Here is a 22149-nt window from a genome sequence, read left to right as displayed (position 1 = left end):
TCGTCCTTGACGTCGACTTCGTGGGGCCAGACCATAAGGTCACACGTATGATGTTTGCAAGAGGAGGCTGTTGATGCGCGGTGTGGCGTACGAGGGTGGCGGGGCGTTACGCGTCGCGGCGGTGGAGAGCGAGCCGCCGGGCCCCGGTGAGCTGCAGGTCGCGGTCGCGTACTGCGGCCTCTGCGGAACCGATCTGCACATCGCCCACGGCACCATGGACGCCCGGGTGCGGACCCCGCTGGTCTTCGGCCACGAGGCCGCCGGCACCGTGGCCGCGGTCGGCCCGGGGGTGACCGGCTGGAACGTCGGTGACCCGCTGACCGTGATGCCGCTGCTCTGGGACGGCACGTGTTCGGCGTGCCTGGCCGGTCACCAGCACATCTGCCAGAACCTGACGTTCGTCGGCATCGACTCGCCGGGCGCGCTGCAGCAGCGGTGGAACGTACCGGCCTCGATCGCCGTCCCGCTCCCGGCCGACCTCGACCTGCGCACGGCCGCGCTGGTCGAGCCGGTGGCCGTCGCCGTCCACGACGTCCGGCGCTCCGAGCTGCAGGTCGGAGACCGCGCCGTGGTGCTCGGTGGCGGCCCGATCGGCGTGCTCATCGGCTGCGTGGCGCGCCACGCCGGCGCCCAGGTGCTCATCGCCGAGGTCGACGAGAGCCGCCGCGCCCGCGTCGCCGCGCTCGGCTTCGACACCGTGGACACGGCCACCGACGACGTCGTCGCCGCGGTCGAGCGGTGGACCGGCGGGAACGGGGCCGACGTCGTGTTCGAGGTGTCCGGCGCCGCCGCCGCGGTGCGCTCCACCACCGCGCTGGCGAAGGTCCGGGGCACGATCGTGGTCGTCGCGATCCACGGCGCCGCCCGCGAGATCGACCTGCAGCGCGTCTTCTGGCGCGAGCTGCGCCTGCTCGGCGCCCGGGTGTACCAGCGTTCGGACTTCGAGCGGGCGATCGAACTGCTCGGGCAGGGCGTCATCCCGGCCGGGGAGCTCGTCACGAACGTCGTCCCGCTCGACGGGACGGCGGCCGCGATGGAGGACCTGGCCGCCGGCCGGGCCATGAAGATCCTGGTCGAGGTGGGCGCATGAGTGGTCTCTTCGACCTCACCGGGCAGCTCGCGGTCGTCACCGGCGCGCGCCGCGGCATCGGGCGTGCGATGGCCGAGGCCCTGGCCGGAGCCGGCGCCGACGTCATCGGGGTCAGCGCGCAGCTGGGGCCCGACGACGAGGTGGCCACGTCGATCCGAGGGCTGGGCCGGTCGTTCGAGGCGCGTGCGGTGGACTTCGCCGACCGGGACGCCGTCGTCGCGCTCGGCACCGAACTCGCCGGGCGCGCACCGGACATCCTGATCAACAACGCCGGCACGATCGAGCGGGCGCCCGCGATCGAGCACCCCCTCGACTGGTGGGACCGGGTGCTCGAGGTGGACCTGTCCAGCCAGTTCGTCCTCACCCAGCTCGTCGCCGCGCCGATGCTGGCCCGCGGCCGGGGCAAGATCGTGTTCACCGCGAGCCTGCTGAGCTTCCAGGGCGGCATCAACGTCCCCGGTTACGCCGCGGCCAAGTCCGGCGTCGCCGGGCTCACCCGGGCGCTGGCCAACGAGTGGGCCGCCCGGGGCGTGAACGTCAACGCGATCGCGCCCGGCTACATCGCCACCGACAACACCGCGGCGCTGCGCGACGACCCCGACCGGTCCCGGTCGATCCTCGAGCGGATCCCGGCCGGACGCTGGGGCCGCGGCGACGACCTGGCCGGCGCCACCGTATTCCTCGCCTCGGCGGCGTCGGACTACGTCTCGGGCACGGTCCTGCCGGTGGACGGTGGGTGGCTGGGCCGATGATCACCACCGAGCTCGCGCGGATCCGGGTCCTGCCGGTCGTCGTGATCGACGATCCGCGCCACGCGGTGCCGCTCGCCCGCGCCCTCGCCGACGGCGGCGTGCCGTGCGCGGAGATCACGCTGCGCACGCCGGCCGCGGTCGAGGCCGTCGCGGCGGTGGCGGAGCTCGACGGGTTCCTCGTCGGCGCGGGCACGGTGCTCTCGCCCGAACAGCTCGACCGCGTCGTCGACGCCGGGGCGCGGTTCGTGGTGAGCCCCGGGTTCAGCGCGGTGCTCAGCAACCGCGCGAGCCGGCACGGCGTGCCCGCGATCCCCGGGGTGGCCACGGCGAGCGAGCTCATGTCGGCGCGCGCGGCCGGGCACACGGTGGTGAAGCTGTTCCCGGCCGCGCAGCTGGGCGGCGCCGCGCTGGTGCCCGCCCTGCACGCGCCGTTCCCCGACGTCCGCTTCGTGCCCAGCGGCGGGATCGGCATCGGCACCGCCGCCGACTACGACCTCGACCCCGTGCTGACCGTCTCCACCAGCTGGATCGCACCCCGGGACGCGATCGGCGCCGGGCGCTTCGACGAGATCACCGCGCGGGCCCGCGAGTTCCGTGCGGCGGTGGGGCGATGATCGAGCGGGTCGTCACCGTCGGCGAAGCCCTGGCGGTGTTCCGCGCCGGTGACGACGGCCCACTGTGGTGCGCGCCGCGGGTCGCGGTCTCCACCGGCGGCGCCGAGGCCAACGTCGCGATGGCGCTGGCCCGCTGCGGCACGCCGGTCAGCTGGTACGGGCGGGTCGGCGACGACTCGCTGGGGCGTCGCGTCGTCCGTGAGCTGCGTGCCGAGGGCGTGGACGTGCACGCGGTCGTCGATCCGGGCGGCCCCACCGGGCTGCTGGTCAAGGAGCGGAGCGCCGACGGGCGCACCGGCGTCGTCTACTACCGGCGGGGGAGCGCGGGCAGCCGGCTGAGCCCCGAGGACGTCGAGCGGATCCCGCTGTCCCCGACGACGCTGCTGCACCTCACCGGCATCACCCCCGCGTTGTCCGACGGGGCGCGGTCCGCCGTCGACCACCTGCTCGACCGGGCCGGCGCGGCCGGAGCGACCGTCTCGTTCGACGTGAACCACCGCGGGCGTCTCTGGCCGGCCGGAACCGCGTCGCCGGTGTACCGCGCGATCGCCGCCCGGGCCCAGCTGGTGTTCGCCGGCGTCGACGAGGTGCCGTACCTGCTGCCGGCCTGGGCCGGCGGCGACGCCGGAGCGGCCGCGCTCGCACTGGCGGAGCGGGGGTTCGCGCACGTGGTCGTGACCGCCGGGGCCGCCGGAGCCGTCGCCTGCGTCGAGGGCACGCGGCACGCGGTGCCGGCCGTACCGCTCGGCGGCCCGGTGGAGACGGTGGGGGCCGGCGACGCGTTCGTCGGGGGTTACCTGGCCGACCTCGTCGCCGGGCGACCGGCCGAACACCGCCTGCTCACCGGCGCCCGGCTCGGCGCGGCCGCCTGCCGGCACCCGGGCGACTGGGAGGGCGTCGCGGACCTCTCTGGCCTGGACCCCGCCGACGTGACCGCTGATCCGGTCAGCCGCTGACGGCCGTGGGGTCGCCCGGCTCGTCGGGGCCGGGCGACCCCACGGTTCTCTCAGGTCAGCACTCGGCGTAGACGTAGCCGGTGGAGCCCGGCTTCGTCACGTCCTTGTCGCGCTGGACGACCGAGATCGTCGACTTCACGCTGCTGCAAGCCTTGCTGAAGCCGTTCGCGGAGTACTCGATGTCGACCCAGTTCCCGCCCCAGACCTCGGCGTAGTCCTCGCACTCGGTGGTCGCGCCGCACTCCTCGACGACGGCCAGGTCGAAGCCCGCGGCCTTGCCCTCGTCACCCAGTTCCGCCGTGTTCTTCTGGGCGATCGCGAGGTTCAGGCTGTGGGCCTTCGTGATCAGCAAAGAAGCGAACGCGAGGGCGTCGCTCTGGCTCATCAGCCGCGGGGCGCCCTCCTTGGGCTCCTTGCCCTCCCGCGCGAGCTTGCGGTCGGAGAGGTTGCTGTAGGCGCGGGTGAAGCTGTCGAGGTTGTCGACCTCGACCGCGTCGAACTTCTTGTCGGCGCAGGCCTGGATCTGCTTCCCGACGATCGCCGCGAGCGCCGTGCGCTTGGCCGCGGTGCGCAGGTCGAAGATGATCTCGTCCGGCCAGCCCGGGTCGACGTAGTACGGCTTGGAGTACTGCTGGTTCTCGGTGGCCGTCGGGTAGTCCGGGGTCGGGTTCGGCAGCAGCAACTGCTTGCGGGTCGCGTCGTCGGCGAACCACTTGCTGGTGCCTTCCAGCGGCTGCCCGTCGCTGCCCTTCTCGTCGGGCTGCGTCTGGAAGCCGTTGATGTAACAGATGTCGTAGCCGAGCCCGGCCGGAGTGTCCTTGACGTCCCGGCTGACGACCTTCACCCCGCTCGCGGGGGTGTACCCGGCGCTGATCTGGTAGTCGAACTTCGCGTTCGGCAGGAACGCCTCGACGGCGGCGGCCCGGGTGGTGGCCGCCGAGGCCGCGTTGTCTCCAGCGACATCGGCGCAGCCGGCGGCGACGACCGCGAGCGCGGCGAACAGCATCGCCGCACGGCGGAGGACGAGACGGCGGTTGCGCCGTCCTTGGTTCGCGTGCATGTGTGGTGAACTCCTGCGTGCCGAGATCTACCCCGCCTCGGGCGTGTCGCCCTGGCGTGAACGCCGGACTGCTGGAACCGGCTGGGTTCGATCACTCATCGCCATCAATGCGGCGATGTGCGGCACGATAGGACATCCACGCAAGAGTCAGTACGTCGCGCGGCCCGCTAGTGCCTCAGTCGAAACACGTGACCTGAACGATGACGATCTGTTCGCCGCGGATGTCGGTCAGGTAGGTCAGCATCAAGCGCCCGCGGCTCTCGGTTCGTAAGCCTGGGCCGGTGCCGGTGTAAGCAGCCCCGTCGAGGTAGACCATCGAGTCGCGGACCGTGATCTCGCTCGCGAGGTGTTCGACTTCGGCGCGGACCCCGGTGCTCAGGTCGTCCAATAACCCGTCGGGGTCGCAGCTCCAACGCCAATCAGCCACCGGCGACCTGGCGGTGGGCCGCACGGACGATCTCCCCCGCTTCCTGGATCGCGCGTTGGCGAACCTTCGGGTCCGGGTCGTCGAGCCCGGCTTCCGCCGCGTGAAGCCGCGCCGCCGTGTGCGGGTGCCGTTCGATCTCGATGACGACACCCCACTGGCGGTAGAACATGCGGATCGGTACCACGCTGTCCTCGTCGCCGGCGCGAACGAACGCGGCCTGCATGTCATTGAAGAACTCAGGCAGGCGCGAGGGAACGAGAGTAGCCACGGCCTGCCGGAGGGCGGGAAGCGTCAGCGCGGGAAGCGGGATGAGCGGCACGTCACCGGAAGCGTGCGATCTGGTCATCGACGGCTCTCCTTCCGACGGGCGTGCGGCCTCGGTGGAGTTCCCGATCAGCGGAAACTCCCGGGTCGATTGTAGGACGGCCGTTCCGGAGGTTGGCTCGTTCATCCACAGGAACGTCAGTACGTCGCGCGGCCGCCGCTGATGTCGTAGACCGCGCCGGTGGAGAAGCTGACCCGGTCCGACGCGAGGAACGCCACCAGTTCGGCGACCTCCTCGGGGCGCCCGACCCGCTTCATCGGGATCAGGCCGGTGATGTGTTCGAGCACCTCGGGCGCGGTGTCGTCGTTCATCGGGGTGGCGATGACGGCCGGGGCGATGGCGTTGACCAGCACCCCGCTGGTGGCCAGCTCCTTGCCGGCGGACTTGGTCAGGCCGATGACGGCCGCCTTGGTGGCGGAGTAGATCGACAGCCCGGGGTTGCCGTCCTTGCCGGCCATGCTGGCGAAGTTCACCACCCGGCCCCAGCCGCGCCCACGCATGCCGGGGGCGAAGATCCGCAGGGTGTTGACGGTGCCGAGCACGTTGACGTCGAAGACGCGGCGCCATTCGTCCGCGGTGGTGTCGAGCAGCAGCTTGTTGGGGCCGATGACGCCGGCCGAGTTGACCAGGACGTCCACCGGCCCGATGTCGGTGGCGACGCGGCGCAGGGCGTCCTCGTCGGTGACGTCGGCGGTGACGTCCGCGCCGCGCAGGTCGAGCGTGGTGACGGTCAGGCCCTCGGCACGCAGCCGGGCGGCGCTGGCCGCGCCCAGCCCGCTCGCTCCGCCGGTGACCAGTGCGGACCTGCTCATGCGTCTCCTTCGGGCCGGGTGACACGTTCGAGGATCTCGACGACGTGCTCGTACGGGTGGCCGGTGGCGCGGCTCAGGCCGAGCTCGCAGGTGCGGTTGACCGAGGCGTACGCGTCGGCCGGGTGCGCGGCGACCGACCTGGCCTCCCGGGCGGTGGCCGACGCGGTCAGCTCCGGGTGGAGCAGGCCGCGGTCACCGGCGAACGCGCAGCAGCCCCAGTCGTCGGGCTCGACCACGGTGTCGGCGGCGGCCGCGGCGACCCGGCGCAGCGCCGGGTCGAGCCCGAGCTGGGTGGACGAGCAGGTGGGGTGGAGGACCAGCGAGGTCAGGCGCCGGGCGGCGGGCAGCCGGGGGAGCAGGACCTCGTCGGCGAACGCGACGACGTCCACCACGCGGGCGCCGGTCAGCAGCCGGGCGAGCCCCTCGGTGCAGGACGACGCGTCGACCACGATCGGCCGGGCCCCGTCGTCGGTGGCGTCGCGGAGCACCGGGACGACACGGTCACGCATGAGCGCGTAACCCTCGACGTGACCTTTGGATTTCCAGGGCGTTCCGCAGCACAGGCCGGCGATCCCGTCGGGAATCCGCACGGGAACTCCGGCGCGCTCGCACAGGGCCAGGAAAGCCGCCTCGACACCGCCCGCGAACATCGTCGAGACGCAGGCCGGGAAGTAGACCGCGGCCGGGTCCGCGGCCGGGCGGGCGGTCCGCCGGGCGCCGCCCCGGGGCAGGTCGGGTGACCAGGCCGGCACGGCGTCGGCGCCGAAGAGGCTCCGGCCGGCCCGGGTGAGCGGCGCGGCGGGCAGCGCCCTGGCCGCGGTGAGGCCGGTCGCCGCGAGCCGGGTGACGCCGTCCCAGTGCCGGGCGGCGGTCGCCCAGGTCCTCCGCGCGACCGGGCCGGCGCTCTCGGCGCGGAGGCGGCGGGTGAGGTCGCCGGTGTCGATCAGGACCGGGCAGGCGGTGCGGCACATCCCGTCGACCGCGCAGGTGTCGACCGCGTCGTAGCGGTACTCGGCCGCCAGTTCCCGGCCGAGCGCGGTGCCGCGGGCCCGGGCGATCTCGCGGCGCAGCACGATGCGTCGGCGTGGGGTGGTGGTCAGGTCCTGGCTCGGACACACCGGTTCGCAGTAACCGCACTCGACGCAGCGGTCGACCTCCTCCTCCACGGTCGGGGTGGTCTTGAGGTTGCTGACGTGCGCGGTGGGGTCCTCGTCGAGCAGGACACCCGGGTTGAGCAGGCCGCGCGGGTCGACGAGCCGCTTGAGTTCGCGCATGACGTCGTAGAGCTCGTCGCCGTACTGGCGGCGGACGTACGGGGCCATGATGCGCCCGGTGCCGTGTTCGGCCTTGAGCGTCCCGCCGTGCCCGAGGACCAGGTCGACCATGTCGTCGGTGAACGCGAGGTAGCGCTCGACGAGGTCGGGGCGGTCGAAGTTCTCGTTCAGCAGGAAGTGGATGTTGCCGTCCTTGGCGTGCCCGAAGATGACGCTGCCGGTGTAGCGGTGCTCCTCGAACAGCGCGGTGAGCGACCGGCAGACCGGCAGCAGCTCGGGCACCGGGACGGCGACGTCCTCCAGCAGCGCGGTGGTGCCGGACGGCCGCGCGCCGGCCACCGTGGTGTAGAGGCCCTTGCGGATGTGCCAGAGCGCGGCGCGTTCGGTGGCGTCGCGGCTCAGCGTGGCCGGTGCGGCCAGCGGGAGGCCGTCGAGCACCGTCCCCGCGACCCGGTCGGCGAGCGTGTCGGCGTCCGGCTCCTGGAACTCGACGAGCAGGGCCGCGTGGTCGCGGACGGCCAGCGCGCGCAGGGCCCCGACGGCCAGCGGGTCGCGCTGGGCGACACGCAGGCTGGTGGCGTCGAGAAGTTCGATGGTGGCGAACCCGGCGTCGACGAGGGTGGGCAGTGCGCCGGTGGCGGCGGCGAGGTCGTCGAAGAGCAGCAGGCCGGTCGCCGCGTGGGCGTGCCGGGGCACGGTGCGGAACGTGGCCTCGGCGACGAACGCGAGCGTGCCCTCGCTGCCGACGACCAGGTGCAGCAGGAGATCGACCGGGCGGGTGTGGTCGAGGAACGTGTTGAGGCCGTACCCCATCGTGTTCTTGATCCGGTAGAGCCGTTCGATCGTCGCGACCGACGCCGGGTTGCCGCGTACCCGGTCACGCAGGTGCGCCAGCCCGGCGTACAGGTCGGGTTCGAGCGCGCGGAGCCGGTCGTCGGCGTCGCGTGCCGCGGTGTCGAGCACGGTGCCGCTCGGGAGCACCAGCACCGCCGACTCCAGCGTGCGGTAGGTGTTGAACTCGGTGCCGCACGCCATGCCGCTGGAGTTGTTCGCGACCACGCCGCCGATCGTGCAGGCGATCTCGCTGGCCGGGTCGGGGCCGAGCTTGCGGCCCGAGCGGGCCAGGCGGGCGTTGACCGCGCGCACGGTGGCGCCCGGCTGCACCCGGACACGCGCGCCGTCGTCGAGCACGTCGATCGTCCGGAAGTGCCGCCGGGTGTCGACGAGCACACCGTCGTTGGTGGCCTGCCCGGAGAGGCTCGTCCCGCCCGACCGGAACGTCAGCGTGACGCCGTCGACCGCCAGCAGCCGCCCGACCTCGGCGGCGGTGCGCGGGGTGACGACGGCCCGCGGCGTCAGCAGGTAGTGCGACGCGTCATGGGCGAACCCCAGCCGGTCCGACGCGCGGGTGGAGACCCCGCCGGGGACGGCGCGCTCCAGCGCGGCGAGCAGAGGATCAGTGCGAGCCATGTCTTCCACCTGTCGAAACGGTGGTCTATCTTCCGGAATGAGATGGACACTACACACCAGCTGGTCGGATCCGACCGGGTACTCGCGGTACTCAAGGAACTCGCGCGGCACCCCGACGGGGCCGGGCTGGAGGAGCTGACCCGCGCGATCGGCAGCCCGAAGCCCACCGTGCACCGCGCGCTGGCCGCGCTGCGCCGCGCCGGCCTGGCCGACCAGGACGAACGCGGACGCTACGTGCTCGGCGACGAGTTCCTCCGGATGGCCTTCGCTCACCACGAGCTGCGCCCGGAGCAGGTGCGGATCCGCCCGGTCCTGGAGACCCTGGCCGCCCGCTTCGGCGAGACCGCGCACTACGCCGTGCTCGACGGCCGGGAGATCGTCTACCGGGCGAAGGTCGATCCGCCCTCCGGCGCGGTGCGGCTCACCTCCACGATCGGCGGACGCAACCCGGCCCACGCGACCGGCGTCGGGAAGCTGCTGCTGGCCTACCGGCTCGACTCGCTCGACGCGGTGCGCGACTGGGTCGGCGACGAACCGCTGGTGCGGCGCACCGCGAACACGCTCGGCGACGCCGACGACCTGTTCCGCGAGCTGCGACGCAGCCGGGAACGGGGGTACGCGGTCGACGACCAGGAGAACGAGGTCGGTGTCAACTGCCTCGCCGTGCCGGTCTACGCCACGTCACCGGCCACCCCGTCCGGCGCGATCAGCATCAGCGCGCTGACCTACCGCACGCCGCTCGCCACCCTCACCGACGCCGTCGACGAGGTGCGCCACGCGCTCGGTGCGTTCCGATGAGAGCCTTCGTGCTGCACGGCCCCGGCCGGGCCGCGGTCGAGGACGTCCCGCCGCCGGTCGCCGTGCCCGGCGAGGTCGTCGTCCGGGTCGAACGGGTCGGGGTGTGCGGCACCGACGTGGAGTTCTTCACCGGCGAGATGGCCTACCTGCACCAGGGGCACTCGTCCTACCCGATGCGGCTCGGCCACGAGTGGGCCGGGCTCGTCGCCGAGGTCGGGGACGGTGTCGACCGGGCCTGGATCGGGCGCCGGGTCATGGGCGACACGATGATCGGCGACGGCACCTGCCGCCGGTGCCGGCGCGGACACCAGCACGTGTGCGAACACCGCCAGGAGGTCGGCATCCGGGGCGGCCGCGCCGGTGCGCTGGCCGAGCGGATCGCGGTCCCGGTGACGTCGCTGCACGCGATCCCCGACAGCGTGGATCCGGTCCTCGGCGCTCTCGTCGAGCCCGGCGGGAACGGGTGGCGCGCGGCGCGGGCGGCGGACGTCGGTCCGGGCGACCGCGCGCTGGTGCTCGGCCCCGGCACGATCGGGCTGCTCACCGCCCTGTTCCTGCGTGCGGCGGGCGCCGAGGTGCACCTGCTGGGGCGCGACGAGGAGAGCCTCGCGTTCGCCCGCGGCCTCGGGTTCGCCGACGCGTGGACCGAACCGGAACTGCCCGACCTGCCGTTCGACGCGGTCGTCGACGCCTCCAACGCCGCGTACCTGCCCGCGCGGGCGCTGGCGCTGGTCGAACCGGCCGGCCGGGTCGTCTACATCGGTCTGGCCGGGAGCCCCAGCCTGGTCGACACCCGCACGCTGGCGCTCAAGGACGTCACCGCGGTGGGCGTGCTCTCCGCCTCACCCGGTCTCGACGCCACCATCGCGGCCTACGCGTCCGGCGCCGTCGACCCTCGTCCGCTGGTCGCGGCGACGGTCGGGCTCGAGGAGGTCGCCGACGTGCTCGCCGGTCGGCGCCCGGCCGGCGCCGGACCCGGCCCGAAGGTGCACGTCGACCCGTTCCGACGCGCTGGCCCCGGCCGCACGGAGCACGACTGAGAGGTCGTCGTGGCCGAGCTGCTCGACCACGTCGTCGACGTCGGTCCCGGTCGGTGCTCTCCGGAGGCGAGGACGGCGTCGATCAGGCGGGTCGTCCGGTTCGGTCGGGTTCCGCCGCGTCGCGGTGCGGGCGGAGGCCGCCGATCAGGGTGTCGACCAGGGAGCGGAAGCTCCGGTCGACGTCGCGGGGCAGGCCGAAGCCGCCGCCCACCTCGAGCGTGACGAAGCCGTGCAGCGCGGCGCGGATCGCGCGGGCGGCGTCGACGGCGCGGGGGCCGGGCAGGTCGAAACCGGCGAGCACGTCGTCGAGCAGCCGCCGGGCCTCGTCGGTGACGCGGCGGTCCTCCTCGTCGTCGCCCACCGCGGCGCGGACGCTGGTGACGTAGCGGCCGGGGTGGTCGCGGGCCCATCGGCGCCAGGCGTCGGCGAGCGCGTGGACCGCGTCCGGGCCGGACCTCCCGGCGGCCGCCCGGGCCAGGACCTGGACGAACTCCCGCCGGGCCTGGACCGAGATGCCGCGGTGCAGCGCGTCGAGCGACCCGACGTGCCGGTAGAGCGACGGCGTCCGGACACCGAGCCGCGCGGCGACCAGGCCCATGGTCAGGTTGGCCAGGCCGACCTCGTCGGCGAGGTCGGCGCCGCACGCGACGACCGTGGCCGGGGCGAGGCCGGCTCTAGGCACGGGCGTCGGCCGTCGGGAACGCGGGCATCGGATCTCCCGTCCCTCGACGCGTTCGCTAATAGCATTAGCTAAAAGCTACGATCATTAGCCGCAAAGGTCAAGGCCGGTCACCCGCGCCCGGGTCCAGGTACACCACGAGCGTCTGGTCGGGGTGGTCGGCCACCTGGAACGACACGTAGGACAGCGTGAGGACGCCGCGCCGGGGGTGGCGGACCCGTTTGGTACCCGAACGGGTGGCCCGGACGTCCTGGCGGGGCCACCAGCTGCGCACCTCGGGGCTGGCGTCGTGCAGGTCGGCGACGAGGCGGGTGAACCGTTCCTCGCCCGGGTGCCGGCCCTGCGCGGCACGCAGGCGGGCCAGGACGTCCTGGGCGATCTCCGTCCAGTCGGGCAGCAGGTCGCGCGCGGCCGGGTCGGTGAACAGCCAGCGTGCGAGGTTGCCCATCCGCGCCAGGCCGCGGAACAGCTCCTCCGCGGCGGCGTTGAAGGCGAGGAGTTCGTAGTCGGCCGCCGTCACGTAGGCGGGGTGCGGGCCGAGCGCGCCGGCGACGTCGTCGACGTGGGGTGCCAGCGGTTCGGCCGGGGCGACCGGCCCCGGGAAACCGGCCAGCGCGTACACGTGGTCGCGTTCGGCCGGGCTGAGCCGGAGCGCCCGGGTGAGCGACGCGAGGACCTGGTCGGACGCCCGGACGTCGCGGCCCTGCTCGAGGTAGGTCAACCAGGTGGTGCTGATGCCGGCCAGCATCGCCAGCTCCTCCCGGCGCAGGCCCGGGGTACGCCGCCGGCCGGTGACCGGCAGCCCCACGTCGGCGCAGGTGAGGTGCTCCCGGCGGCTGCGCAGGAAGCGTCCGAGCTCGTGTCGTTCCATCGTGGCAGCCTCGATACCAGGATAAGCCGTTACTGGATACCAGGCTAACGAACGCGCACGCTGACGTTATGCGTGCCTGGAAACTCAACTCGACCGACGACGAACTGCGGCTCCTGGACGTTCCGGAGCCCTCGCTGCGTGCGGGCGGTGTGCTCGTCGACGTCCTCGCGGTGCACGTCCCCGCGTACTCCTCGGTGCTCACCGGGGGGACGCGGGGATCGATCCCGACCCCGCTGGTGCTGGGCGCCGGCGGCCTCGCCCGGGTGGTGGCCGTCGCCGACGACGTCACCGGGTTCGCGCCCGGCGACGTCGTCGTCAACGCCGGCCTGCTCCGGGAGGCCGGGGCGGAGTTCATCGTCGGCTGGACCGGGATCGGGGGACGCGGCGAGCGGACCCCGGTCGTCGCGCGGCTGCAGGAGCGGTGGCGCGACGGGACGTTCGCGGAGCGCGCGGTGCTGCCCGCCTCGGTGCTGGTGCCGGTGCCGGGAGCCGGCGACGACCCGCGGCTGGCGTTCCTGCCGTGGTTGTCGATCGCCGCCGAGGCGCTGACCGGTCAGCAGCCGGGCGAGCGGGTCGCGGTCCTCGGCGCGACCGGGCAGCTCGGTGGCGCCGCGGTGCTGGTGGCCCTGGCCCGGGGCGCGTCCGGCGTGGTGGCGGTCGGCCGCAACCCCGACGCGTTGGCGCGGCTCGCGGCGCTCGACCGCCGCGTGGTCACCGTCCGGCTCACCGGCGACCGGCCCGCCGACGCGGCCGCGATCCGCGCCGCCGGCGAACCCGACGTCACCGTCGACGCGCTCGGCGCGGTGCCCGATCCCGGCCCGACGCTCGCCGGGTACGACGCCCTGCGGCCCGGCGGCACGCTCGTCCTGATCGGCGGGGTGCGCCAGAACCTGACGCTCGCCTACGGGGACCTGATGCGGCGGCGGATGACGGTCCGCGGCTCGTGGATGGCGCGTCCGGAGACGGTCGCCGCGGTGTGGCGGTTGGTCGGCGGCGGCGTGCTCGACCTGTCCGCACTGGAGCCCCGGGTGGTCGGCCTGGACGACCCGGCGGCGGCGCTCGACCTCGCCGACTCCACGTCGGGCCTGGCGTTCGTCGTCCTGGTGCCCCGCGCCGCTTGACTCTCCAGCCGCTGGAACGTCGAGGATCGTCGCATGGACGAACCCCCCGAACTCCTGACCATCGGCCAGCTCGCGGACCGTACCGGCATTCCGGTTCGGACCCTGCGGTTCTGGTCGGACGAGGGCGCGCTCCCGCCGGCCACCCGGTCGGCCGGCGGGTACCGGCTCTACGACGTGGGCGGCGCGGCCCGCGCCGAGCTGGTCCGCACCCTGCGTGAACTGAGCCTCGGGCTCGACGAGGTGGTCGGCGTGCTCGACGGGCGGACGACGCTCGCCGCGGTCGCGGACACGCACGTCGCCGCGATCGACACGCAGATCCGTGCGCTCAAGGTGAGCCGGGCCGTGCTGTCCACCGTCTCGAAACGCCACTCGACCGCCCAGGAGGCAGCGCTCATGAACCGGTTGGCCCGGATCTCGGCCGGCGAACGGCTGCGGATCATCGACGACTTCAAACACGACGTGTTCGGCGACCTCGACCTCCGCCCCGAGCTCCGGGACCGGCTCCGGGCGCTGCGGATCGACCTGCCCGACGAGCCCACCCCCGACCAGGTGGACGCCTGGATCGAGCTGGCCGAACTCGTGCAGGATCCCGGGTTCCGCGCCCGGATGCGCACGTTCCTGGAGCTCAGCGTGCCGACGCCGGCGGGGGAGCCGACGCCGCCCGGTGCACGCGTCTTCTGGGCCCGTGAGGTCGTCGAGCAGGTGCGCGCGGTGCGCGAGCGCGGCGTCGGTCCCGGGACGCCGGGCGCGGCCGCGTTCGTCGCGGCGACGTTCGGCGACGCGGAGCCCCTGGCGGCCGTGCTGGCCTGCGTCGAAGCCGGCATCGACGCGCGGGCCGAGACCTACCGGGTGCTCGTGTCGCGCGTCCGTGGTCAGCGCGGCGCGGACGACGCCCGCGCGGACCTCGACTGGCTGGCCTCCGCGTTGCGCGCGGCCGTCGCCCGGTGACCGGTCAGGCCCGCTCGCCGATCGCCTGGGCCAGCAGCGTCACGGCGGTCGCCGACGGTGACCCGGGCTCGGTCGTCATCGCCACCAGCGACTGGTCGGGAGCCTGGTTGAGCTTGAGCGTGTGCTGCTGCACCCGCAGCGAGCCGACGAGCGGGTGGCGCAGGTCGTAGACGTCGCTCGCGCAGTCCTGGACGGTGTGGTCGGCCCACATCGCGGCGAAGTCGGGGCTGGCGACCGTGAGCTCGCCGATCAGCGCGAGCAGGTCGCGGTCGTGCGGGTGCCGCCCCGCGGCCAGGCGCAGGTTCCCGGCCACGGCACGCGCCTTGGCGTCCCAGTCGACGTAGAGGTCGCGGGTGTGGGGGTCCAGGAACACGACCTTCGACATGTTCGGGCGCTCGTCGGCGCGGGACGGGCCGGTGACGTCCAGGTGACCGGCGAGCAGGGCGTGGCCGAGCGGGTTCCAGGCCAGCACGTCGTTGCGTCGCCCGAGGACGACCGCGGGCACGCCGGTCATGGCGCCCAGCAGCGTCAGCAGGTCCGCCGACGCGGTCTCGTCCGGCGGCGGCCCGGCCTTCGCCGACCGGCTGACCGGCGTGGCCAGCGAGTGCAGGTACGTGCGGTCGGCCGCGTCGAGCTGCAACGCGTCCGCGATCGCGTCGAGGACCTGCACGGACGCGTTCTGCGACTGACCCTGCTCCAGCCGGGTGTAGTAGCCGACGCTGACGCCGGCCAGCATCGCCAGCTCCTCGCGACGCAGCCCGGGCACCCGGCGGCGCCGGACGCCGTCCGGAAGACCGACGCCGTCCGGGGTCAGCTGGCTGCGCCGGACCTGGAGGAATTCACCGAGTCGCGCGTGTCGTTCCACGCCCCCAGTGTGCGCGACCGAGCGGCGCGCAGCCTGCCCCGGCCGGGGATAGCTTTCCGCGGGTCTGGTTGCCGCCCACCCGCCCGGGCACGCTCGACGCCGTACCCGTCCACCACCGAGAGGACACGGCTGTGCACCCGATCGTCGAGACCGCGGCCGGCGCGGTCCGTGGCCGGCGTGGCGAGGCCGGTGAGCGTTACCGCGCGATCCCCTACGCGGCCCCACCGGCCGGTGCGGGACGGTTCGCTCCGCCGGTGCCCCACCCGGGCTGGAGCGGAATCCGGGACGCCACCCGGCCCTCGCCGACCGCGCCCCAGCCGGTGCGTGCCTTCGGCCGGCTCGACCTGACCCCCTACTTCGGACCCGGCTGGGTACGCGGCGAGGAGTACCTGACCGTCGACGTCACCACGCCGGCCGCCCGCGCCGGCTCGCGTCCGGTGCTGGTCTTCGTGCACGGCGGCGGGTTCGTCACCGGCACCGGCGGGGCCGCGCTCTACGACGGCCGGTCCTTCGCCCGCGACGGGATCGTGCTGGTGACGCTCAACTACCGGCTGGGCGTCCCGGGTTTCCTCGACCTGGACGGCGCGCCCGCCAACCGCGGCCTGCTCGACGTGCTCGCCGCGCTCACCTGGGTACGCGACTCGATCGCCGCGTTCGGCGGGGACCCGGCGAACGTCACGCTCGCCGGCCAGTCCGCCGGCGCGACGCTCGTCGGCGCGCTGCTCGCGACGCGTGACGCGAAGGGCCTGTTCCGGCGCGCGATCGTCCAGAGTGGCAGCGGCACCGGCGCGTTCACCCCCGAACAGGCCCGCCGGGTCACGGCCGCGGCGGCCGCGGCGCTGGACGTGGAGCCGACCGTCGCCGCGTTCGGCGCGGTGCCGGACGAGCGGTTCGTCGGCGTGCTGCCCGCGCTGAGCGGGCTCGACCTCCGGACCGCCACGGCGACCGACCCGCTGGTGGGCCTCAGCCCGCTCGGCCCGGTGCTCGACACCCAGCCGGCCGACGCGCTGGCCGACGGCCCGGCCGCCGACGTCGACCTCCTGATCGGCACCAACAGCGAGGAAGGCCACCTGTACCTGGTGCCGCAGGGTGCGTTCGAGACCTCGACCGACGCCGACGTGGAGGCGCTCGTCGCCCGCGTCGGCGAGCACCGGGCCGGGGCGGCGTGGTCGGGCGGCTCGACGCCGGGGGAGCGGCGGTCGGCCGTACTGGGCCGGGCGTTGTTCGGCGCCGGGACGGCCCGGATGACCGACGCGCACGCCCGCCTCTCCGGTGGGCGCACCCACGCCTACTCGTTCCGGCACCGCTCGGGTGCGCTGGACGGGCGTCTCGGTGCGGCGCACACCGTCGAGCTGCCGTTCGTGTTCGACGTCGCCGACGAACCCTGGCTGCACGGCGACACCGGCCTGCTCGGCCCCGGCCCGGCGCCGGCCGGGCTCGCCGACCGGATGCACGGAGCCTGGGTCGCGTTCGCCCGGACCGGCGACCCGGGCTGGCCTGCCTACGAGCCCGCGCGCCCGGTGACGCGGACGTTCTGACCGGCGTCAGCGCGGCCGTGAGGTCACGCTGCAGCCCGGTCGCGACCCCGCCCGGGTTGACGACGTTGGCCACGGTGCCCTCCGCCGCCCAACGGCCGGTGGCCTCGCAGCCGCACCGCACCCGACCGGCACCGGTCCGCGCTCCTGGCCCCGCTGATGGTGGAGCCGTCCACCGACAGCGATCAGGAGTTCCCGATGCGCCGCTCAGCTCTCTCCGTACTGCCCCTCGTCGTCGGCGCGGTCGTCGCCGGTGCGGTCGCCGCGCCCGCGCAGGCGAGTCCGTCCGCCGCGGTGCGGGCCGCGTCGGCCACGAAGGCCCCGGAGCACCACCGGGTCCCGGAGAACCGGAAAGCGCCGGAGAGCCGGAAGAGCCCGGAGGTCAAGAAGCCGGTGAAGGTCACCCGGTTCACGCTCACCGGCACGCTCACCGCGACGACGTCCACCAACGTCACGCTCACGGTCAAGGGGCCGAAGCGCCAGCGCGGCACCAGCGTGACGGTCCCGGTGGCCGGCACCGCGCGGATCGTGCTGAACGACGAGGTCACCACGCTGGACGCGCTGCCGGCCGGTGCCCACGTCGTGGTGTCCGGCACGGCGACGACCACGACCAGGACGGCGACCCGGGTGAACGCCGGGACCGAGTCCGACGACTAGGCGCCACGGGGACAGGATTAGCGCGGTGGTGCCGGGGTAGTCGGCGGAGTCCGTCGTCGACGTCTCCGGGAGCAGCCATGGGTGAGCGGACCGTGTCCGATCTGGTCGTCGAACGGCTGTCCGCGTGGGGCGTCGAGCGGGTGTTCGGGTACTCCGGCGACGGCATCGACGGGGTGATGGGGGCGCTGCGCCGGGCCGGCCGGCCGGCGTTCGTGCAGGCCCGGCACGAGGAGGCGGCCGCGTTCATGGCCGTCGGGGACGCGAAGTACACCGGCGGTGCCGGCGTCTGCCTCTCGACGCAGGGGCCGGGCGCGGTGCACCTGCTCAACGGGCTCTACGACGCGAAACTGGACTCGAAACCGGTGGTCGCGATCGTCGGCCAGCAGAGCTCGACCGTGCTCGGGAGCTCCTACCAGCAGGAGATCGACCTGGTGCGGTTGTTCGGTGACGTCTGCGCGCAGTTCGTGCAGTCGGCGCACACCCCGGAGCAGGTGCCGATGCTGCTGGACAAGGCGTTCCGCACCGCGCTCGCCACCCGCAGCCCGACCTGCGTCGTCCTGCCGCACGACGTGCAGACCGCGCCGGCGCCCGACCCGACCGCGCACGAGCACGGTGTGCTCGTCACCAGCCCCGGGTGGCGTCCGGCCCGGGTGCTCCCGCACGACGACGACGTCCGCGCCGCCGCGGAGGTGCTCGACGCCGGTGAACGGATCGCGATCATGGTCGGCCAGGGCGCCTACGCGGCCGCCCCGGAGGTGCGTGAGCTCGCCGAGCGGCTGGACGCGGGCATCGTGGCGTCGCTGCTCGGCAAGCCGGTGCTCGACGAGGAACTCCCGGTCCACACCGGAGTCATGGGGCACCTGGGGACGACCGCGAGCGCCGCGCTGCTGCAGAACTGCGACACGCTGCTGCTGGTCGGCACCAACGACCCGTGGACCGAGTTCTACCCGGCGCCCGGTCAGGCCCGGGCGGTGCAGATCGACATCGACGGACGGCGGCTCGGCGTCCGCTACCCGGTCGAGGTGCCGCTGACCGGGGACGCGGCCGAGACCCTCCGCGCGTTGATCGCCGCGGTGAAACCGCGTCCCCGGCCGGCCTGGCGCACCCAGGTGGAGCAGTGGGTGCGGCAGTGGCACGAGACGGCCACCGCACGCGCGGACGCGTCGGCGGAGCCGCTGAACCCGCAGTACGTGGTGCGCTCGCTCAACGGCAGGCTGCCCGACGACGCCCAGGTCGCGGTGGACGTGGGCTCGGTCGTCTACTGGTACGCCCGGCACCTGCGGCTGCCCCGGGGCGTGCCCGCGCACCTGTCGAGCACGCTGGCGTCGATGGGGTGCGGGCTGCCGTACGGGCTCGCGGCCAAGCTCGCGCACCCCGACCGGCCGGTGGTCGTGCTCGCCGGCGACGGCGCGTTCCAGATGACCGGCCTCGCCGAGCTGGTCACGGTGGCGGCCCGGTGGCGCGACTGGGCCGACCCCCGGTTCGTCGTCTGCGTGCTCGACAACGGCGATCTGGCCGAGGTCAGCTGGGAACAGCGCGAGATGGAGGGCGAGCCCCGGTTCGCCACCTCGCAGGACCTCCCGGCCGTGCCGTACGCGCAGTGGGCCGAGCTGCTCGGCCTGCGCGGCATCCGGGTCGGTTCGCCCGAGGAGATGGCCGCCGCGTGGGACGAGGCGCTCGCGGCCGACCGGCCCGTCCTGGTGCACGCGGTGGTCGACGCCGCGATCCCGCTCCTCCCGCCCGCGCGCCCGTCCGAACAGGTCGAGCCGATGTTCGCCGGGCTGGCCGCCGAGAACGACGACCTGAGCCGCCGGGCAGAGGACCACCTGCGCCGGGAGCGCGCCGACGAGGGGTACGACGACCAGGCCTGACGAGGACGGGCCGCGCTGCGCCTACGCACGCTCGTCCGACGCCGGCCCGGGAGCGCCCAGCGCCTTCCGGATCGTCGGCGCCAAGGGGAGGTCGGTCTCCCGCAGTGCGGCGACGATCCGACCCGCGGTGCGCTCGAGCTCCTCGCGCCCGGATGGGTCGACCCCGTCGAACAGCAGGCTGCGAACGGTCGCCACGTGGCCGGGCGCGGCCTGCTCCACTTTCTCCCAGCCCAGGTCCGTGAGCACGGCGTTGGTGTAGCGCCCGTCGTCGGGGTCGGGGCGGCGGAGGACCAGGCCGCGCTTCTCCAGCCGGACGATCAGGTGCGAGATGCGCGACAGCTCGGCCCCGGTGAGGATCGCCAGCTCGCTCAGGCGCAGCGTGCGATCGGGCTGCTCGGACAGACCGGCCAGGACGTAGTACTCCAGATAGCTGATCCGGGCGTCGCGTTGCAGCTGCACGTCCAGCGCGACCGGCAGGACGACCGTCGCCGCGTGCAGCGCACGCCAGGCCCGCAACTCGTCGGCGTCGAGCCACGCCGGCTTCTCGGTCGTCACCGACTGAGTCTACCGTCACATGAATTTTCACGTAGTAGCCTGCTACCGTCTCGCATGAACATTCATGTAACGAGGGAGTAGTCATGTCATCGCTGCGGATCGCCGTCATCATCGGAAGCACCCGCCCCGGTCGGAACGGCGCAGTGGTCGCCGACTGGGTGCTGGCGCAGGCGGCCGGGCGCACCGGCGCCGAGTACGAGCTGGTCGACCTGGCCGACTTCCCGCTGCCGCACCTGGACGAGCCGATTCCGGCGAAGGCCGGGCCGGCGCTGTACTCCAAGGACCACACCAAGGTCTGGGCCGACACGATCGCCGGGTTCGACGGCTACGTGTTCGTCACCCCGGAGTACAACCACTCCACGTCGGGCGTCCTGAAGAACGCCATCGACTTCCTGTACCAGGAGTGGACGAACAAGGTCGCCGGGTTCGTCAGCTACGGCGCGGTCGGCGGGGCCCGGGCGATCGAGCACCTGCGCGGCGTGCTGAGCGAGCTGCAGGTGGCGCACGTCCAGCAGCAGCTCAGCTTCTCGATGTACACCGACTTCGCGAACTTCAGCGAGTTCACGCCGGCCGAGATGAACGTCGGAGCGGCGCAGGTGCTGTTCGACCAGCTGGAGAGCTGGGCCGGCGCGCTGAAGGCCGTCCGCGCGGCGGCGCTCACCCCCGCCGCCTGAGAACCGGCCACCGATCGTGTCGAGGACAGTGCGGTTCACCAGATACGGCGGGCCCGAGGTCCTGAGCGTCGTCGAGGTCGCGCGCCCCGAACCGTCCGCCGGGCAGTTGCTCGTCGAGGTCGTGGTGGCGTCGCTCAACCCGGCCGAGAACGCCATCCGGCTGGGGATGTTCGCGAGTGGACCGGCCGGGTTCCCGCAGGGCATGGGGCACGACTTCGCCGGGGTCGTCGCGGCGCTCGGGCCCGGTGTCCGCGGCTTCGCGGTCGGCGACGAGGTCGTCGGGTTCGCGCCGGGTGCCGCGATGGCGGACTTCGCGGTCGTCGACGCCGGCTCCGCGGCGCCCAAGCCCGCCGGGCTCGGCTTCGCTCCGGCCGCGGTCGTGCCGGCCGCGGGTGCCACCGCCTGGGCGACGGTCGCCGCGGTGGCCCCGGAGCCCGGCGAGACGGTCTTCGTGTCGGCGGCGTCCGGCGGCGTCGGTGTACTGGCCGGGCAGCTGGCCCGACTCGCCGGCGCCCGGGTCGTCGGCTCCACCTCGAGCGGTCACGCGCGCCGGCTCCGGGGGCTCGGCATCGAGCCGGTGGAGTACGGGCGGGGCCTGGAGACCCGGGTGCGCGAGCTGGTGCCGGACGGTCCGGACGCGTTCATCGACACGTTCGGGCGCGGCAACGTCGACCTCGCGATCCGGCTCGGGGTGTCACCGGACCGGATCAACACGATCACCGACCACGCCGCCGTCCAGCGGTACGGAGTGCGGGCGAAGGGCAACGGCGACGCGCTCTCGCCGACGATCTGGGCCGAGCTGCTGGACCTGATCGCGGCCGGGCGGCTGGTCGTGCCGATCGAAGCCGAGTATCCGCTCGACGAGATCGCGCGGGCCTACACCGACGTCGCGACGCGGCACGGGTTCGGCAAGCGGGTGGTCCGGGTGCGCCCCGACCCGTCGTAGGCGTTACGGCTTGCGGGCCACCGCGCCGTAGAGCGACACCGTCTCGTCGGCCGGGCGGTCGCCCTCCTCGGTGTCCTCGCGCCAGCGCGCCACCGTCACGATGCCGGGGTCGACCAGTTCCAGGCCGGAGAAGAACCGCGCGAACGCGGCCCGGTCGCGGTCGACCACCGGTGACTTCGAGCGGGCGTCCCGCTTGGCCATCTCGGCCACGATCTCCGGCGGGATGAAGTCGCCGGTGGCGTGGCTCAGCGCCAGGTAGCTCCCGGGCGCGAGGGCGTCGACGAGTTCGGCCACCAGCGCGTGCGCCCCGTCGGCGTCAGGCACGAAGTGCATGATCGCCAGCAGGGTCAGCCCGATCGGCCGGTCGAAGTCCAGCGTCGCCCGGGCCTCGGCGAGGATGCGGGCCGGGTCGCGCACGTCGGCGTCGACGTACGTCGTCACCCCTTGATCGGTCCCGGTCAGCAGCGCGTTCGCGTGCGCCAGGACGATCGGGTCGTTGTCGACGTAGACGACCCGGGCCGACGGGTCGACGGCCTGCGCCACCTCGTGCAGGTTCGGCTCGGTCGGGATGCCGGTGCCCACGTCGAGGAACTGGCGCACGCCGGCGTCGGCGGCGAGGTAGCGCACCGCGCGGCGCAGGAACTTCCGGTTCTCCCGCGCGGCGACGACCATGCCCGGGAACGCGGCGGCGATCGCGTCGCCGGACTCCCGGTCGGCGGCGAAGTTGTCCTTGCCGCCCAGCCAGTAGTTGTAGCGCCGGGCGGGGTGCGCCACTGACGTGTCGATGTCCGGCCCGTCCAGCGGCATGA

General features: G+C 74.0%; 23 protein-coding genes. 13 read left to right on the top strand and 10 right to left on the bottom strand.

Annotated features, from left to right (window positions below; translation table 11 throughout):
* Positions 1 to 73: 73 nt before the first annotated feature.
* The 4 genes from ABD437_RS14220 to ABD437_RS14205 are packed head-to-tail and all read left to right on the top strand — an operon-like array spanning position 74 to position 3412.
* Positions 74 to 1090, top strand: coding sequence for a zinc-dependent alcohol dehydrogenase (locus ABD437_RS14220; RefSeq protein ID WP_344649278.1), 1017 nt, complete (start codon positions 74 to 76; stop codon positions 1088 to 1090).
* A complete protein-coding gene (locus tag ABD437_RS14215) occupies positions 1087 to 1842 on the top strand; it encodes an SDR family oxidoreductase (protein ID WP_344649277.1) in 756 nt (251 codons plus the stop codon). The genes ABD437_RS14220 and ABD437_RS14215 overlap by 4 nt, the downstream gene beginning before the upstream one ends.
* Positions 1839 to 2456, top strand: a complete 618-nt coding sequence (locus ABD437_RS14210) for a bifunctional 4-hydroxy-2-oxoglutarate aldolase/2-dehydro-3-deoxy-phosphogluconate aldolase (protein ID WP_344649276.1) — start codon at positions 1839 to 1841, stop codon at positions 2454 to 2456. The genes ABD437_RS14215 and ABD437_RS14210 overlap by 4 nt, the downstream gene beginning before the upstream one ends.
* A complete protein-coding gene (locus tag ABD437_RS14205; RefSeq protein WP_344649275.1) occupies positions 2453 to 3412 on the top strand; it encodes a sugar kinase in 960 nt (319 codons plus the stop codon). The genes ABD437_RS14210 and ABD437_RS14205 overlap by 4 nt, the downstream gene beginning before the upstream one ends.
* A 55-nt stretch (positions 3413 to 3467) precedes the next feature.
* On the opposite strand, the gene ABD437_RS14200 is transcribed toward ABD437_RS14205, so the two are convergent.
* The 5 genes from ABD437_RS14200 to ABD437_RS14180 all read right to left on the bottom strand — a co-directional run bounded on the left by ABD437_RS14200 (position 3468) and on the right by ABD437_RS14180 (position 8780).
* On the bottom strand, positions 3468 to 4472 hold the full coding sequence (locus ABD437_RS14200; protein WP_344649274.1) for an endo alpha-1,4 polygalactosaminidase: 1005 nt from the start codon (positions 4470 to 4472) through the stop codon (positions 3468 to 3470).
* A gap of 175 nt (positions 4473 to 4647) precedes the next feature.
* A complete protein-coding gene (locus ABD437_RS14195) occupies positions 4648 to 4899 on the bottom strand; it encodes a hypothetical protein (protein WP_344649273.1) in 252 nt (83 codons plus the stop codon).
* Positions 4892 to 5350: a hypothetical protein gene (locus ABD437_RS14190; RefSeq protein WP_344649272.1), complete on the bottom strand. Its 459-nt coding sequence runs from the start codon at positions 5348 to 5350 to the stop codon at positions 4892 to 4894. Before ABD437_RS14190 ends, ABD437_RS14195 begins: the two co-directional genes overlap by 8 nt.
* Before the next feature lie 11 nt (positions 5351 to 5361).
* Positions 5362 to 6036, bottom strand: coding sequence for an SDR family NAD(P)-dependent oxidoreductase (locus tag ABD437_RS14185; protein WP_344649271.1), 675 nt, complete (start codon positions 6034 to 6036; stop codon positions 5362 to 5364).
* Entirely contained in the window at positions 6033 to 8780 is a 2748-nt protein-coding gene (locus ABD437_RS14180; RefSeq protein ID WP_344649270.1) for an FAD-binding and (Fe-S)-binding domain-containing protein, read from the bottom strand. Before ABD437_RS14180 ends, ABD437_RS14185 begins: the two co-directional genes overlap by 4 nt.
* A gap of 42 nt (positions 8781 to 8822) precedes the next feature.
* Between ABD437_RS14180 and ABD437_RS14175 the strand changes: the two genes are divergently transcribed.
* Both ABD437_RS14175 and ABD437_RS14170 read left to right on the top strand, forming a co-directional pair.
* On the top strand, positions 8823 to 9578 hold the full coding sequence (locus ABD437_RS14175) for an IclR family transcriptional regulator (RefSeq protein WP_344649269.1): 756 nt from the start codon (positions 8823 to 8825) through the stop codon (positions 9576 to 9578).
* Entirely contained in the window at positions 9575 to 10618 is a 1044-nt protein-coding gene (locus ABD437_RS14170) for a zinc-dependent alcohol dehydrogenase (RefSeq protein ID WP_344649268.1), read from the top strand. Before ABD437_RS14175 ends, ABD437_RS14170 begins: the two co-directional genes overlap by 4 nt.
* 82 nt (positions 10619 to 10700) lie before the next feature.
* Here the strand turns inward: ABD437_RS14170 and ABD437_RS14165 are convergent, their stop codons facing one another.
* Together ABD437_RS14165 and ABD437_RS14160 are read right to left on the bottom strand one after the other, a co-directional pair.
* Positions 10701 to 11300, bottom strand: a complete 600-nt coding sequence (locus ABD437_RS14165) for a TetR/AcrR family transcriptional regulator (protein WP_344649267.1) — start codon at positions 11298 to 11300, stop codon at positions 10701 to 10703.
* 97 nt (positions 11301 to 11397) lie between these two features.
* The gene (locus ABD437_RS14160) at positions 11398 to 12168 is read right to left on the bottom strand and encodes a helix-turn-helix transcriptional regulator (RefSeq protein WP_344649266.1); all 771 of its coding nucleotides are present in this window, start codon (positions 12166 to 12168) and stop codon (positions 11398 to 11400) included.
* Between the two features lie 68 nt (positions 12169 to 12236).
* Between ABD437_RS14160 and ABD437_RS14155 the strand changes: the two genes are divergently transcribed.
* On the top strand, positions 12237 to 13289 hold the full coding sequence (locus ABD437_RS14155; RefSeq protein WP_344649265.1) for a zinc-binding dehydrogenase: 1053 nt from the start codon (positions 12237 to 12239) through the stop codon (positions 13287 to 13289).
* Between the two features lie 33 nt (positions 13290 to 13322).
* The gene (locus tag ABD437_RS14150; RefSeq protein ID WP_344649264.1) at positions 13323 to 14237 is read left to right on the top strand and encodes a helix-turn-helix domain-containing protein; all 915 of its coding nucleotides are present in this window, start codon (positions 13323 to 13325) and stop codon (positions 14235 to 14237) included.
* A gap of 4 nt (positions 14238 to 14241) precedes the next feature.
* Here the strand turns inward: ABD437_RS14150 and ABD437_RS14145 are convergent, their stop codons facing one another.
* Positions 14242 to 15102: a helix-turn-helix domain-containing protein gene (locus tag ABD437_RS14145; protein WP_344649263.1), complete on the bottom strand. Its 861-nt coding sequence runs from the start codon at positions 15100 to 15102 to the stop codon at positions 14242 to 14244.
* Between the two features lie 131 nt (positions 15103 to 15233).
* Between ABD437_RS14145 and ABD437_RS14140 the strand changes: the two genes are divergently transcribed.
* The 3 genes from ABD437_RS14140 to ABD437_RS14130 all read left to right on the top strand — a co-directional run bounded on the left by ABD437_RS14140 (position 15234) and on the right by ABD437_RS14130 (position 19165).
* Entirely contained in the window at positions 15234 to 16640 is a 1407-nt protein-coding gene (locus ABD437_RS14140; RefSeq protein ID WP_344649262.1) for a carboxylesterase/lipase family protein, read from the top strand.
* 195 nt (positions 16641 to 16835) lie between these two features.
* Positions 16836 to 17294, top strand: coding sequence for a hypothetical protein (locus ABD437_RS14135; RefSeq protein ID WP_344649261.1), 459 nt, complete (start codon positions 16836 to 16838; stop codon positions 17292 to 17294).
* Between the two features lie 77 nt (positions 17295 to 17371).
* Positions 17372 to 19165 carry a thiamine pyrophosphate-requiring protein gene (locus ABD437_RS14130; protein ID WP_344649260.1) on the top strand — a complete coding sequence of 598 codons (1794 nt, stop codon included), beginning with the start codon at positions 17372 to 17374 and terminating at the stop codon, positions 19163 to 19165.
* A gap of 21 nt (positions 19166 to 19186) precedes the next feature.
* On the opposite strand, the gene ABD437_RS14125 is transcribed toward ABD437_RS14130, so the two are convergent.
* Positions 19187 to 19720, bottom strand: a complete 534-nt coding sequence (locus ABD437_RS14125; protein ID WP_344649259.1) for a MarR family winged helix-turn-helix transcriptional regulator — start codon at positions 19718 to 19720, stop codon at positions 19187 to 19189.
* Between the two features lie 83 nt (positions 19721 to 19803).
* Between ABD437_RS14125 and ABD437_RS14120 the strand changes: the two genes are divergently transcribed.
* Both ABD437_RS14120 and ABD437_RS14115 read left to right on the top strand, forming a co-directional pair.
* Entirely contained in the window at positions 19804 to 20394 is a 591-nt protein-coding gene (locus ABD437_RS14120) for an NADPH-dependent FMN reductase (RefSeq protein WP_344649258.1), read from the top strand.
* 28 nt (positions 20395 to 20422) lie between these two features.
* Positions 20423 to 21340 carry an NADP-dependent oxidoreductase gene (locus tag ABD437_RS14115; RefSeq protein WP_344649257.1) on the top strand — a complete coding sequence of 306 codons (918 nt, stop codon included), beginning with the start codon at positions 20423 to 20425 and terminating at the stop codon, positions 21338 to 21340.
* Positions 21341 to 21343: 3 nt separating this feature from the next.
* On the opposite strand, the gene ABD437_RS14110 is transcribed toward ABD437_RS14115, so the two are convergent.
* Complete coding sequence (locus ABD437_RS14110; protein ID WP_344649256.1) at positions 21344 to 22147, bottom strand: SAM-dependent methyltransferase; 804 nt, start codon at positions 22145 to 22147, stop codon at positions 21344 to 21346.
* Positions 22148 to 22149: the final 2 nt, after the last annotated feature.

It is taken from the genome of Cryptosporangium japonicum, from assembly GCF_039524755.1.
Taxonomy (GTDB): Bacteria; Actinomycetota; Actinomycetes; order Mycobacteriales; family Cryptosporangiaceae; genus Cryptosporangium; species Cryptosporangium japonicum.
This window is presented reverse-complemented; position numbering and strand designations above follow the sequence as displayed.